General features: G+C 72.4%; 13 protein-coding genes and 1 pseudogene. 7 read left to right on the forward strand and 7 right to left on the reverse strand.

The window, feature by feature from the left end; all coding sequences use genetic code 11:
* Positions 1 to 70: 70 nt before the first annotated feature.
* From GHR20_RS09905 to GHR20_RS09925, 6 genes are all read left to right on the forward strand, one after another.
* Positions 71 to 736 (forward strand): amino acid ABC transporter permease, encoded by a 666-nt coding sequence (locus GHR20_RS09905; RefSeq protein ID WP_111580783.1) that lies wholly within the window; start codon positions 71 to 73, stop codon positions 734 to 736.
* Positions 733 to 1,668 (forward strand): amino acid ABC transporter permease, encoded by a 936-nt coding sequence (locus tag GHR20_RS09910; protein WP_153812973.1) that lies wholly within the window; start codon positions 733 to 735, stop codon positions 1,666 to 1,668. The genes GHR20_RS09905 and GHR20_RS09910 overlap by 4 nt, the downstream gene beginning before the upstream one ends.
* Positions 1,669 to 1,845: 177 nt before the next feature.
* The gene (locus GHR20_RS09915; RefSeq protein ID WP_153815916.1) at positions 1,846 to 3,447 is read left to right on the forward strand and encodes an FAD-dependent monooxygenase; all 1,602 of its coding nucleotides are present in this window, start codon (positions 1,846 to 1,848) and stop codon (positions 3,445 to 3,447) included.
* Positions 3,448 to 3,701: 254 nt separating this feature from the next.
* Entirely contained in the window at positions 3,702 to 3,773 is a 72-nt protein-coding gene (locus tag GHR20_RS38305; RefSeq protein ID WP_309544753.1) for a putative leader peptide, read from the forward strand.
* A 62-nt stretch (positions 3,774 to 3,835) separates the two neighbouring features.
* Entirely contained in the window at positions 3,836 to 4,387 is a 552-nt protein-coding gene (locus GHR20_RS09920; RefSeq protein ID WP_153812974.1) for a cysteine dioxygenase, read from the forward strand.
* On the forward strand, positions 4,384 to 4,797 hold the full coding sequence (locus GHR20_RS09925) for a rhodanese-like domain-containing protein (protein ID WP_243877992.1): 414 nt from the start codon (positions 4,384 to 4,386) through the stop codon (positions 4,795 to 4,797). The genes GHR20_RS09920 and GHR20_RS09925 overlap by 4 nt, the downstream gene beginning before the upstream one ends.
* 143 nt (positions 4,798 to 4,940) lie before the next feature.
* Here the strand turns inward: GHR20_RS09925 and recX are convergent, their stop codons facing one another.
* The 4 genes and pseudogenes from recX to GHR20_RS09945 all read right to left on the reverse strand — a co-directional run bounded on the left by recX (position 4,941) and on the right by GHR20_RS09945 (position 8,736).
* The gene (gene recX, locus GHR20_RS09930) at positions 4,941 to 5,753 is read right to left on the reverse strand and encodes a recombination regulator RecX (RefSeq protein WP_153812975.1); all 813 of its coding nucleotides are present in this window, start codon (positions 5,751 to 5,753) and stop codon (positions 4,941 to 4,943) included.
* Between the two features lie 2 nt (positions 5,754 to 5,755).
* Positions 5,756 to 6,885: pseudogene (recA, locus tag GHR20_RS09935) on the reverse strand (recombinase RecA).
* 246 nt (positions 6,886 to 7,131) lie between these two features.
* Complete coding sequence (locus GHR20_RS09940) at positions 7,132 to 8,277, reverse strand: AI-2E family transporter (protein WP_243878323.1); 1,146 nt, start codon at positions 8,275 to 8,277, stop codon at positions 7,132 to 7,134.
* Between the two features lie 264 nt (positions 8,278 to 8,541).
* Entirely contained in the window at positions 8,542 to 8,736 is a 195-nt protein-coding gene (locus tag GHR20_RS09945; RefSeq protein WP_153812976.1) for a DUF3046 domain-containing protein, read from the reverse strand.
* A 303-nt stretch (positions 8,737 to 9,039) separates the two neighbouring features.
* Between GHR20_RS09945 and GHR20_RS09950 the strand changes: the two genes are divergently transcribed.
* A complete protein-coding gene (locus GHR20_RS09950) occupies positions 9,040 to 10,044 on the forward strand; it encodes a hypothetical protein (protein WP_181515912.1) in 1,005 nt (334 codons plus the stop codon).
* 141 nt (positions 10,045 to 10,185) lie between these two features.
* Here GHR20_RS09950 and GHR20_RS09955 read toward each other — a convergent pair whose 3' ends face one another.
* Genes GHR20_RS09955 through GHR20_RS09965 form a run of 3 tightly spaced genes read right to left on the reverse strand, consistent with a single transcriptional unit; the run spans position 10,186 to position 12,268 of the window.
* Complete coding sequence (locus GHR20_RS09955) at positions 10,186 to 10,494, reverse strand: AzlD domain-containing protein (RefSeq protein WP_153812977.1); 309 nt, start codon at positions 10,492 to 10,494, stop codon at positions 10,186 to 10,188.
* Positions 10,491 to 11,276: an AzlC family ABC transporter permease gene (locus GHR20_RS09960; protein WP_243878324.1), complete on the reverse strand. Its 786-nt coding sequence runs from the start codon at positions 11,274 to 11,276 to the stop codon at positions 10,491 to 10,493. Before GHR20_RS09960 ends, GHR20_RS09955 begins: the two co-directional genes overlap by 4 nt.
* 50 nt (positions 11,277 to 11,326) lie before the next feature.
* The gene (locus tag GHR20_RS09965; RefSeq protein WP_153812978.1) at positions 11,327 to 12,268 is read right to left on the reverse strand and encodes an AraC family transcriptional regulator; all 942 of its coding nucleotides are present in this window, start codon (positions 12,266 to 12,268) and stop codon (positions 11,327 to 11,329) included.
* Positions 12,269 to 12,307: the final 39 nt, after the last annotated feature.

A 12,307-nucleotide genomic window follows, 5' to 3' on the forward strand; every position in this document is an offset into this window, starting at 1 on the left:
GCCCTGCCGGTGCGCCGCCGCCCACGGCGGCGCACCGTGGGCATCCCTACACGCGGAAGCGCGGGAGATCGTGTTCGACTTTCTTGGACATTACGACGTACTGGGCGCCTTCTGGACGACGGTGCAGCTCACCCTGCTGTCGGCCGTGGGCTCCCTGGTCTGGGGCACCCTGCTGGCCGCCATGCGGGTGGGCCCGGTACCGCTGATGCGCGGTTTCGCCACCGCCTACGTGAACATCGTGCGGAACATCCCGCTCACGGTGATCATCCTGTTCTCCTCGCTCGGTCTGAACCAGACGCTGGGCATCAGTCTGGGCGCCAAGGGCTTCGACGCGATCAACTTCCGGCTGGCCGTGCTCGGTCTGATCGTCTACACCTCGGCCTTCGTGTGCGAGGCGATCCGGGCCGGCATCAACACGGTGCCGGTCGGCCAGGCGGAGGCGGCACGGGCCATCGGCCTCAGCTTCTCCCAGGTACTGGGCCTGGTCGTGCTCCCGCAGGCATTCCGCGCGACCGTCGGACCGCTGACCAACGTACTGATCGCGCTGACGAAGAACACGACGGTGGCCGCCGCGATCAACGTGGCGGAGGCGGCCCTGCTGATGAAGAAGATGATCGAGAACGAGGCACAACTGATGACGATCTCGGCGGTCATCGCCTTCGGCTTCGTCTGCCTGACCCTGCCGACCGGCCTGATCCTCGGCTGGGTGGGCAAGAAGGTGGCGGTGAAGCGATGACTTCGGTCCTGTACGACGCTCCGGGGCCCCGCGCCAAGCGGCGCAACGTCCTGTACACGGCGGCCTTCCTGGTCGTGCTCGCGGCCCTCGTCTGGTGGGTTTACAGCGCCCTCAGCGACAAAGGCCAGCTGGACTGGGTCCTGTGGAAGCCCTTCTTCTCCGGTTCCGAGGCGTACACCACGTACATCTGGCCGGGCCTGCAGAAGACCCTGGAGGCGGCGGCGCTCGCGATGGTCATCGCGCTTCCGCTGGGCGCGGTCCTCGGCATCGCGCGGCTCTCGGACCATGCCTGGGTGCGGGTGATCGCCGCGGTCCTGGTCGAGTTCTTCCGCGCGATCCCGGTCCTGGTCCTGATGATCTTCGGGCTCGCGCTCTTCGCCCAGTACACCGATGTCGGTTCGGACGACCGGCCGTTCTACGCGGTCGTCACCGGACTGGTGCTGTACAACGCGTCGGTGCTCGCGGAGATCGTCCGCGCGGGCATCCTCTCGCTGCCCAAGGGCCAGTCCGAGGCGGCCCTGGCGATCGGCCTGCGCAAGGGCCAGCTGATGCGGCTCGTGCTGCTGCCGCAGTCGGTCACCGTGATGCTCCCGGCGATCGTCAGCCAGCTGGTGGTCATCGTGAAGGACACCGCCCTCGGAGGCGCGGTCCTCACCTTCCCCGAACTGCTGGCCTCGGCCAACACCATGAGCGGCTACTACGGCAACTTCATCGCCTCGCTCACCGTCGTGGCCGTGATCTACGTGCTCATCAACTTCTCGCTGACCTCCTTCGCGCACTGGCTGGAGGGCCGGCTGCGGCGGGGCAAGAAGTCGACCGGCGCGGTGCTGGGAACGCAGGACGTGGCGGACATCGCGGGTACGGCGGCGACCGGCGCGGATCCGGCCGGCCGTCCCTCCGACGTCGGCGACCTCGACCACACCAAGAAGTGACGATCATTCAATCGAATGATTCGGCCGGGGGCGGTGGCGCGACGCCACCGCCCCCGATGGTCACTTGACGCATACTCTGCCAATGGGTTGCATACGTTCTGTGATCGTGCACCCGGCCTCACCCTGCTGTTCACCCACCGCCGTCGAGGCATCGCCGCGGACAGGGGGCGCCGCGCCGTGGACCCGGTGATCATCGTCGGAGCGGGGCCCGTCGGGCTCACGCTCGCCCTGGCGCTGGCCCGCCAAGAGGTGCCTTCCGTCGTCCTGGACGAGGGCCCCGGCAAGGAGGAACCCCGCCCGGCGCGCACGGTCGTCCTGCGCCCCGACACGGCCGCGCTGCTGGAACGGCTGGCCGGAACCGCCCTCGGCCACCACGGTGTGCGCTGGACCGGCTGGCGCTCGATGCGCCGCCGGCAGGTCGTGAGCGAGATCGCCTTCGCCCCGGACGAGGCCGCCCCACTGCACCTCGCCCAGCATGTGATCTCGGGCCTGCTGCGGGCGGCCGCCGCCGATCAGCCGCTCGTGGAGATCGCCACCGACAGCCGCCTGGACTCGATCGAGCAGGAACCCTCCGGTGTCACCGCGCACACCCGGGGCCCCAAGGGCACCTACTGGCGCGGGAGTTACCTGGTGGGCTGCGACGGCACCCGCTCGACCGTGCGCAAACTCCAGGACATCCGCTTCCCCGGCCGTACGGCGGTGGAGCGGCACGCCGTCGCCGCGCTGCGCGCGGAACTCCCCTGGCAGGAGCAGGCGTTGCTCCACCGGGCGCCGCCGTGGCGGTCGTCCGGGCCCTTCGCCGGGGAGGTGACCGCCCGCCCCCTGCCGGACGGCGCCTGGCGCCTGGACTGGCTGCTGCCGCCGGGCAAGGACCTGGTCACGCCCGAACTCCTCGTGGACCGGATCCGCGAGACCCTCGCGGGCTGGACCGACGGCACGACACCGGCGTACGACCTGCTCGACACCGGCGTCCACACGGTGCACCACCGGCTGGCCCGGCGGTGGCGCGACGGCCGCGTCTTCCTCGCCGGCGACGCGGCGCATCTGCTCGGCGCGCTGGGCACGCAGGGGCTCGACGAGGGGCTGCGGGACGCCGACAACCTCTCCTGGAAGCTCGCCGCCGCCTGGCACCACGGGCCGCACGAGGCGCTGCTCGACAGCTATCAGACGGAGCGGCGCGCGGTGGTCGCCGCCCGGCTGCGCGCAACCGACCAGGCGTTGCCGGGGCTGCGCGGCGGGGGCGGGCTGCGGCACATCGTCCCGGGCACGGCCCGCGGCCACGACGCCCTCCTCACCGACGGCCACCTGGGCCGCGGAGCGCTCGGCGCGCCGGGCGCGTACACCGCCTCCCCGCTCGCGCCCGGCCGCCTCCAGGGCGAGATCCCCGTCGACACGCCGCGCGGCGCCCCGGTGACGGACGTCCGCGTCACCGCGGAGGACGGCTCCTTCGTCCGGCTGCGCGACCGCCTCGGCCGCGGCGCGCTGCTCGTCGTGCTGATCGCTCCCGGCACCGGCGTCTGGGACCGCAAGCACTGGGTCTCCGCGGGTGTGATGCCCCGCCTGGCCGCCGCGGTGACGGCCCTGCCGCACCCCGCCGAACTGCTCGTCGCCGAGAGCTACCCGGGCGCCCCGGCCCACAGCGTCCTCCTCGTACGCCCCGATGGCCACCTGGTCACCGCCCTGACCGGCGTCCGCCCCGCCGACCTGTACACGGCGGCGGAGGCGACGGTGGGGGGAGCGGCGGAGGAAGGGGTGGAGGTGGAGGCGGGGGTGCGTTGACCTGGGGCCGGCAACGGTCGGGGAGGGGTCGGTAAGCCTTGAAGCGCGTTCACGAAGGGCCCGGCCCGGGGCGCGCACAGGACCCGCGCACGGGACGCGCGCGAGAGGCGTGCGCCGCCCCTGAGCCCTGCGCCGTCCCCGCCCCACGCTCCCTCTCACTCCCCCCGCGCGCCGTCACCCTCCGTCCACATCGTGACCGTCTGTTGACCGGCATTTCGGTGGCGTGCTGTACTCCCGTCGTGACCGACACCTGTGTGCGCCTGTGGCGGAGGGTCCATATGGACCTCGTCCGCTATGCGGGCTGCGTGTGTCGGCCGTCCTGCTGAATTCGCATCCCTTTTTCTCCGGGCGCCGCCGTGCGCCCGTTCCGCGAACCCTCTTCAGGACGGTGCACGTGTCCCTCTCGTCTTCCGTGACGTCCCCTTCGACGTCTCCCGCCACCGGCTCCGCGCCGACGCAGGCGGACCTCCTCACGTTCGTACGGCGCACGGCGGCCGACACCGGGCTGCTCGCCTCCCTTCCGCTGGATCCGGAGGGCCGCACCTGGGTGCGGCTGGAGGGTCCGGGCGGCAGCGAGGCATGGCTGATCGGCTGGCCGCCCGGTACCGGCACCGGATGGCACGACCACGCCGAATCCGTCGGCGCCTTCCTCACCGCCTCGGGCGAGCTCAAGGAGAACTCGCTCGCCGCCCGGCTGCCCACCGACGGCTGGAAGACCCTGGAACTCACCGACGGCGTGGACCGCGAGCGCCGGCTGCCCGCCGGTCGAAGCCGCGTCTTCGGCCATCACCATGTGCACGAGGTCCTCAACGAGTCCCCCGACCGACACGCGATCTCCGTCCACGCCTACTATCCGCCGCTCCCCCGCATCCGCCGCTACAGTCGCTCGGGCCAGGTGCTGCGCCTGGAGCAGGTCGAACGTCCGGAGGACTGGCAGTGAGCGCCGCCCCGAACCAACGCCCGGTCGGCATCGACGAGTTGCTGGAGCGGGTCCGCACCGGCTACCGGCGCGTCGAGGCACGGGAGGCGTACGACACGGCGCGCACCGGCGAGGCTCTGCTGGTCGACATCCGGTACGCGGCCCTGCGCGAGCGGGACGGGCTGATCCCCGGTGCCGTGGTCGTCGAGCGCAATGAACTGGAGTGGCGCCTCGATCCCCAGGGCAGCCACCGCCTCCCCGAGGCCACCGGCCACGACCTGCGCATCGTGCTGATCTGCAACGAGGGCTACGCCTCCTCGCTCGCCGCCGCCTCCCTCCAGCAGCTCGGCCTGCACCGGACCACCGACCTGGTCGGCGGCTTCCAGTCCTGGCGCTCGGCCGGTCTGCCGGTGACTCCGGCGGGGGTCTGAACGCTGCTCCTTCGCCGTGGCCGCCGTCACCGCCGGGACCCGCAGCACGACACGTCCCGGCAGGGCGCCGCCCGGCCGGTCATCCCGAGGCTGAACGCGTCGCCGCGCCGGCTTGCCCCATCGTCGGCATCGTCGGCGTGTCGTCAGGCGTCGGGCTCCCCGAGGAAGTCCGTCTCCTCGCCCTCCTCCTCCTCCAGGGCCCGGCGGACGACCCGCAGAGACATCCCCTCGGGATACCCCTTGCGGGCGAGCATCCCGGCGAGGCGGCGGACGCGCTTGTCGCGGTCGAGACCCCGGGTGGCGCGCAGCTTGCGGGCGACGAGTTCCCGGGCGGTCTCCTCCTCCTGGTCGGAGTCGAGCTGTCCGACGGCCTCCTCGATCAGCGTCGAGTCGACCCCCTTGGTACGCAGCTCCCGGGCGAGGGCCCGCCGGGCCAGCCCCCGGCCATGGTGCCGGGACTCCACCCACGCGTCCGCGAACGCGCCGTCGTCGATCAGTCCGACCTCCTCGAACCGCGACAGCACCTCCTCGGCCACGTCCTCGGGAATCTCCCGCTTGCGCAGGGCGTCCCCGAGCTGCTTGCGGGTGCGCGGGGTCCCGGTGAGCAGCCGCAGGCAGATCGCCCGTGCCCGCTCGGCCGGGTCCCCCGAAGGCTCCCCCCGTTCGGCCCTCGGCGAGGAGGGGGCGCCTTCGTCCTGACCGGACGTCTCCCCGAAGCCGGGCCGTCGGCGCCCCCGCCCCCGGCGGCCCTGGGAGCCGGGACCGGTCGAGCCGTCCCCGTACGGCTCGCCGCTCCCGTCGCCCGGCAGGGCGCCGTCCCCGTATGCGTCGTCTCCACCGGTCGCGTACGCGTCGTCACCGCCCGGGGCATGCGCCGGGCGGCTCCCGGTGCCCCTCCCCCGTGAGGCACCGGGGGTGGCGTACTCGTACTCGGACCAGTCGGTTCGTCGTGTCACGGTCAGCTCTTGGCAGCGGCGGCCTTGGGCTTGGTGGCCTTGGCCGCCGGGGTGGCCGGGGTGGCCGTCTTGGCGGTGTCCTCAGCCGGGGCGGCACCCGCGGCGTCCGCACCGGGCTCGGCCGCCGGCTCCTCCGGCCGGACACCCACGCCCAGCTTCTCCTTGATCTTCTTCTCGATCTCGTTGGCCAGGTCGGGGTTGTCCTTGAGGAAGTTGCGCGCGTTCTCCTTGCCCTGGCCGAGCTGGTCGCCCTCGTACGTGTACCAGGCGCCGGCCTTGCGGACGAAGCCGTGCTCCACGCCCATGTCGATCAGACCGCCCTCGCGGCTGATGCCCTGGCCGTAGAGGATGTCGAACTCGGCCTGCTTGAAGGGGGGCGCGACCTTGTTCTTGACGACCTTGCAGCGGGTGCGGTTGCCGACCGCCTCGGTGCCGTCCTTCAGGGTCTCGATGCGGCGGATGTCGATACGCACCGAGGCGTAGAACTTCAGCGCCCGGCCACCGGTCGTGGTCTCCGGGGAGCCGAACATGACGCCGATCTTCTCGCGGAGCTGGTTGATGAAGATGGCGGTGGTCTTGGACTGGTTGAGCGCGCTGGTGATCTTCCGCAGCGCCTGGCTCATCAGACGGGCCTGGAGACCGACGTGGCTGTCGCCCATCTCGCCCTCGATCTCGGCGCGCGGCACGAGCGCGGCGACGGAGTCGATGACGATCAGGTCGAGCGCGCCGGAGCGGACCAGCATGTCCACGATCTCCAGCGCCTGCTCGCCGTTGTCCGGCTGCGACAGGATCAGGTTGTCGATGTCGACGCCCAGCTTGCGCGCGTACTCGGGTCGAGGGCGTGCTCGGCGTCCACGAACGCGACCTGGCCGCCGGCCTTCTGCGCGTTCGCCACGGCGTGCAGCGTCAGGGTCGTCTTACCGGAGGACTCCGGTCCGTAGATCTCCACGACACGGCCACGCGGCAGGCCGCCGACGCCGAGAGCCACGTCGAGCGCGGTCGAACCGGTCGGGATGACCTCGATGGGCTCCCTCGACCGCTCGCCCATGCGCATGACAGCGCCCTTGCCGAATTGTCGTTCAATCTGTGCGAGTGCGGCGTCGAGCGCCTTCTCGCGGTCGGTTCCTGCCATGGGTTCCACCCGGTTTGCTTGAGTCGATCGCTTCACGTCAAAGACGCTAACGCCTGCCACTGACAATGCGCCCCGACGTCGGTCCGGCCTGTGGATAACCAGGGTGCATATCGACCCGAACCGTGACCAAATCCCCGGTCCGGGGCCTCGCCGGAACCTTCATGAGAATGGATGTTCGATTTTCGTGTCAAGCGACACCCCGTCGTGTCGGGGTGTCGCTTCAAGAGGTGCGGCGCGGGAGATCCGCTAGCGCCGGACGCGCGCGGCCCTGAGGCGGGCGAGTACGCCGGAACCGCCCTGAGCCCGTACGCGATGGCCGTTCACCCGGGGGTCGTCGGTGACGTCGTAGCGCTTGACGTAGGCGCCCAGGAACGCCTGGAGGGTGGCCACCGCGGGGATGGAGATCAGCGCGCCGACGGCACCCAGCAGGGCCGTGCCCACGATGACCGAGCCGAAGGCGACAGCCGGGTGGATGTCGACGCTCTTCGCGGTCAGCTTGGGCTGGAGCATGTAGTTCTCGAATTGCTGGTAGATCACCACGAAGACCAGCACCCACACCGCGTACCAGGGAGCGACGGTGAACGCGATCAGCATCGGCAGCGCGCCCGCGAGGTAGGTGCCGATGGTGGGGATGAACTGCGAGACCAGCCCCACCCAGACGCCCAGCACCGGCGCGTACGGCACGCCCAGAGCTTGCAGCAGGATGTAGTGCGCGACGCCGGAGACGAGTGCCATGAGGCCGCGCGAGTAGAGGTAGCCGCCCGTCTTGTCGACGGCTATCTCCCAGGCGCGCAGCACCTCGGACTGGCGCGCGGGCGGCAGCACCGAGCACAGGGCGCGGCGCAGCCGGGGGCCGTCGGCGGCGAAGTAGAACGAGAACAGCGCGACGGTCAGCAGCTGGAAGAGGCCGCCGAGGACCTGCTGGGAGACGTCGAGGACGCCGGCCGCGCTGTTCTGCGCGTACTTGCGCAGCCAGTCGGAGTGCAGCAGTCCCTCCTGGACGTCGACCCGTCTGAGGTTGGCGTGGAAGGTCTGGTTGATCCAGTGGATGAGCGAGTCCAGGTAGTCCGGGAAACCCTCGATCATCTTGATGATCTGGCCGGCCAGCATCGATCCGAGCAGGGTGACGAACCCCGCGGCGGCGACGGTCAGGACGAAGAAGACCAGGAAGGTGGCGAGCCCCCTGCGCATGCCGCGGGCGGCCATCCGGCTCACGGCGGGCTCGACCGCCAGGGCCAGGAAGAACGCGATCAGGATGTTGATCAGCAGCCCGGTGAGCTGGTGGAAGGCCCAGCTGCCCAGCTGGAAGGCGGCGATCAGCGCGAGCGCGAGCACCATGGCGCGCGGCAGCCAGCGCGGCATACGGCCTTCCACCGGACGGCCGCCGGGCATGCGACCGTCCGGCGTGCGGCCGTCCGGCGTGACGGCGTCGGCGACCGGTGGCCGGTCGCTCGTCGCCGTCGGGCCCGCCGGTTCCGCGGGCCGGGTCAGCTGCTCGGTGTCCTCGTCAGTGCGTGCCACGCGCCAAGTCTCGCCCACTCCACCGACAAGCGGCGCCCACCTGCGGCTTTCGTGACCGATCGGTGCCGTAGCGTCGACTTCACATCGGGCTTACGGGGCATTTCACCCACGGTTGCCGAGGGCCTGCGGGCACTCTCAGCGCCGCTCCCCCGGGACGTCCATGACCGTGCACACCACACGCCACACGTCCTTGGCCGCCCAGCCGACGTCCAGCGCCTCGTTCACCGTGCGCCCGCCCAGCTCCGACATCACGTGATCGCGCGCGAAGGTCTCGGCGTACCCCGGACCGAAGTGTTCCGCCATCCGCTGCCAGAAGACCGTCAACCGCATGAATCCCGCTCCATACCCGCTATGACCTGCACGTTTCCCGCCTCCTGCACCTCGCGTGCCCGCGTCGGGCAGGAAGCGCGTGTACGTACGCAGCGTAGAACCAGGGCGGGCGCGCCCGAGCGGGCGGGCGCGAGGAGTTCGCGGCGCCGTCCTACGGATGACTCGGGGCGCCGTCGTGTGCGTGACAAGGAAGACGGAGGCTCTGAGGGATCGTCAACCGCGTGAAACCGGTATCCCGCCCCTGAGAGTGGGGCCCGCCCGGGACCGCTTGCCAAGGCCGCATTCCGTCCTACGGTCTGACCCATGGCCGAAACCGGAGCTTCCCCACTCCCCTGCACGCCCCCGGCGCGCTCCCCGCTCTTCAGCGCCGAACCGTTCATGTGGCTCACCGCGCGCGTACTGGAACAGCGCCTTTTCGCGTACCACTTCCTGCGCGGCGCCCCGGCCGCGGTGGAGGCGGCACTGGACGCCTATCGCAACGAGGACGGCGGTTACGGGCACGCGCTGGAGCCCGATCTGCGCGGGCCCGTGAGCCAGCCCCTGCACACCGCGCACGCGCTGCGCGTCCTGGACGCCGTCGGGCGCTGCGGGGGGCAGCGCGTGGAGCGTGTGTGCCGCTATCTGACCTCCGTGTCCACGGCGGACGGCGCGCTGCCGGCGGTCCATCCGAGCGGGCGCGGATATCCGGCGGCGCCGCTCGTCCAGGGCGCTCCCACGGCCTCGGACACGCCCGACCGGGCGGGCTCCCGCGGCTCGCTGCCGGCCACCGGCCCGGTGGTGGGGCTGCTGCACCGCAACGAGGTGTGGCACGCCTGGCTGTTCCGGGCCACCGACTTCTGCTGGCAGGCCGTGGCAAACCTGGAGAAGCCGCATCCTCACGAGGTGCTGGCCGCCGTGGCCTTCCTGGACTCCGTTCCCGACCGCCCGCGCGCGGAGGCCGCCGCGGACCGGCTCGGCCGCCTGGTGCGCGCGCAGTGGCTCGCGGCTCTGGACCCGGGCCGCTCGGTGCCGCCCGGCCGGGCTCCGGGCGCGCGCCATGTGCCTCAGCAGGCGACGCACCGGGGTGATCCGGGGCCGCGCCACTTCCCGCACGACTTCGCCAGGAGCCCCGCGTCGCTCGCGCGCGCCTGGTTCACCGACGACGAGATGGCCCGCTCCCTGGACCACCTGGCCGCCGGACAGCAGGAGGACGGGGGCTGGCCGCTCCGCCGCCGACCGTGGGCACCGGTGCCCGCACTCGAAACGCGCGCCCTGGTGACGATCGAGGCACTGCGCACCCTGCGGGCGTACGGCCGCTTCGTGGGCTGATCCGCATCAAACTTGGTGCCGAGTCCGACCCGGTGCCGAGTCCAACCTGGCGCCGGGTCCACCCTCGTGCCGGGTCCACCCTGGTGCCGGTTCGGCCCCCGGGCCGAGCCCCGCGCCGGTTCGCGTCCGCCGTACGACGGCTCAGCCGCCCAGGGCCCGGACGCCCGCCGTCACCAGTACGGCCGCGCCGACGACCACCAGGAACGGCGCGCGCAGCACCAGGGCCACGGCGGCCGCCCCGAGCCCCGCGGCCCTGGCGTCCAGCATCAGCGTGTGCCCCTGCGCGAACGTCTGCTGTGCAGTGAGCGCGGCGAGGAGGGCGACGGGCAGCAGCGCGGCGAGCCGCCGTACGACGGGCCGTTCGATGACGTGCGCCGGTACCAGCAGGCCGGCGAGCTTGACGGCGTAGCAACCGAACACGGTCAGCCCGATCGCGATCCAGGTGTTCACAGGCCCCCCTCTATGGCCTTGTCCTCCGAGGTCTCGCCCAGGTCCTTTGGCCCCTGTGGCCCCTGTGGATCACGGGGTCCCCGGCGCCCCGAAACGAAGAGGGCGACCGGCGCGGCCAGCGCCGCCACCAGGACCGGCACACCGGCCGGGAGTACGGGCATCAGGCCGAGCCCCAGCAGTACCGCGAGGCCCGCGACCGCCCGCTCGGTGGCCGTTTTCAGCATGGGCGCGAGCAGGGCCAGGAACACCGCGGGGCCGGCCGCGTCCAGCCCCCAGGCGCGGGTGTCGCCGATGGCCTTGGCGCCCAGGGCACCGAGCAGGGTGGTGAGATTCCACAGCACGTAGAGGGCGACTCCGGTGACCGTGAAGCCGATCCGCGCGGCGCGCCGGGTGGGCTGCGCCAGGGTGACCGCCGTGGTCTCGTCGATCACCCACTGGGCGGCGAAGGGGCGCACCGCGCGCGGGAGGGCGAGGAGTTGCGACAGGCGCAGCCCGTAGAAGGCGTTGCGGATGCCCAGGAAGAAGGCTCCGGCCGCCGCGGTGTACGGGTTGCCCCCGGCGGCCAGCGCTCCGACGAGGGCGAACTGGGAGGCGCCGGTGAACACCAGAAGGCTGAGCGCGCAGGTCTGGAGGAGCCCGAGCCCGCCGCCGGCCGAGGTCACCCCGAAGGCGAAGCCGGACAGTCCGACGGCGACGCCCACCCCGAGGGCGTCCCGTACGACCGCCCCGTCCGGCTTGGCCGCCCCGCTCGCCCCGTCCGCCCCGTCCGCCGCGTCCGCCATGTCCGCTGCTGCTGTCTGCTGTGTCACGCCCGGGACGCTACGGGCGAACGTCAGTCCGAGTCTTGTACGTTCTTGCGCCCCTGTGTGTTTGCGTGCCCGTGTACGCCGTTGCGCTCCCGCTGATAGGCGCCCGGGGGCACGCCGACGATCCGGGCGAAGTGGCGGTTGAGGTGCGGCTGGTCGGTGAAGCCGACGGCGACGGCCGCCTCGGCGGGCCGGGTGCCGGTGTCCAGGAGCAGTCGCGCGCGGCGCACCCGGGCGTCGGTCAGCCAGGCGTGCGGTGGCATGCCGTAGCTGTCGCGGAAGGCCCGCAGCAGCGCGAACGGGCTGGTCCCGAGGTCGGTGGCGAGCCGTTCCAGGGTCGGCGGCTCGGCCATGCGCTCCTCGAGCACGGCACGCGCGCGGGCCGCGATCCGGGCGCCGGCCGTGCGCGGCCGCCGCTCGGGCAGCGTGCCGCCGTTCAGCCGGAGCAGCCGGGTCACGGCGACCCGGAGCAGGGTGTCGGCGGCCAGCGCGTTGCCCTCCTCGGCGGCGCGGAGCACCTCGTGGACGAGGCGGGCGGTGGCGGGTTCGTCGAGCACCGGGCCGACGAAGCCGGGGGTACCGCGCAGGGTGCTGGTCTCCGCCGCTATCGCCGCCACCACCCCGGGCGCGGGGTAGACCGCGCCGTACCGCCACCCCTCCGGGACCCCGGCCCGGCCGGTGTGCGGGGTGTCCGGGTTGACCAGCGCGAGGGCGCCCGCGCCCGCGGAGACGTCGGAGCCGCCGTGGTGGAAGACCTCGACGCCGTCGGCGATGGCGGCGATCACGAAGTTCTCGTGGGTGTGCCGGACGAAGGTCTTGTGGACGTACCGGGCGCGCAGCAGATCGACGCCGGGCAGTTCCTCGTAGCGCCAGTGCCGCGCCCGCTCCACCGCACGGACCGCACGATCCGCACGGCCCGCCCAGTCGCGGGGCGGGCGGTCGTCCTGCCGTCCAGCCGTACCTGCCATAAATCCATTGTCCGCCGCCGCGACCGCGTCCCGCCCCTC

Origin of the sequence: Streptomyces sp. SUK 48, from assembly GCF_009650765.1 — a bacterium.
Lineage (GTDB): Bacteria > Actinomycetota > Actinomycetes > Streptomycetales > Streptomycetaceae > Streptomyces.

Bases quoted from the DNA above. Each gene is read 5' to 3' on its own strand.
- GHR20_RS09965 (WP_153812978.1), bottom strand. From the start codon at position 12,268: ATGGCAGGTACGGCTGGACGGCAGGACGACCGCCCGCCCCGCGACTGG.
- GHR20_RS09945 (WP_153812976.1), bottom strand. From the start codon at position 8,736: ATGCGGTTGACGGTCTTCTGGCAGCGGATGGCGGAACACTTCGGTCCG.
- GHR20_RS09960 (WP_243878324.1), bottom strand. From the start codon at position 11,276: ATGGCGGACGCGGCGGACGGGGCGGACGGGGCGAGCGGGGCGGCCAAG.
- GHR20_RS09950 (WP_181515912.1), top strand. From the start codon at position 9,040: ATGGCCGAAACCGGAGCTTCCCCACTCCCCTGCACGCCCCCGGCGCGC.
- GHR20_RS09940 (WP_243878323.1), bottom strand. From the start codon at position 8,277: ATGCCCGGCGGCCGTCCGGTGGAAGGCCGTATGCCGCGCTGGCTGCCG.
- GHR20_RS09910 (WP_153812973.1), top strand. From the start codon at position 733: ATGACTTCGGTCCTGTACGACGCTCCGGGGCCCCGCGCCAAGCGGCGC.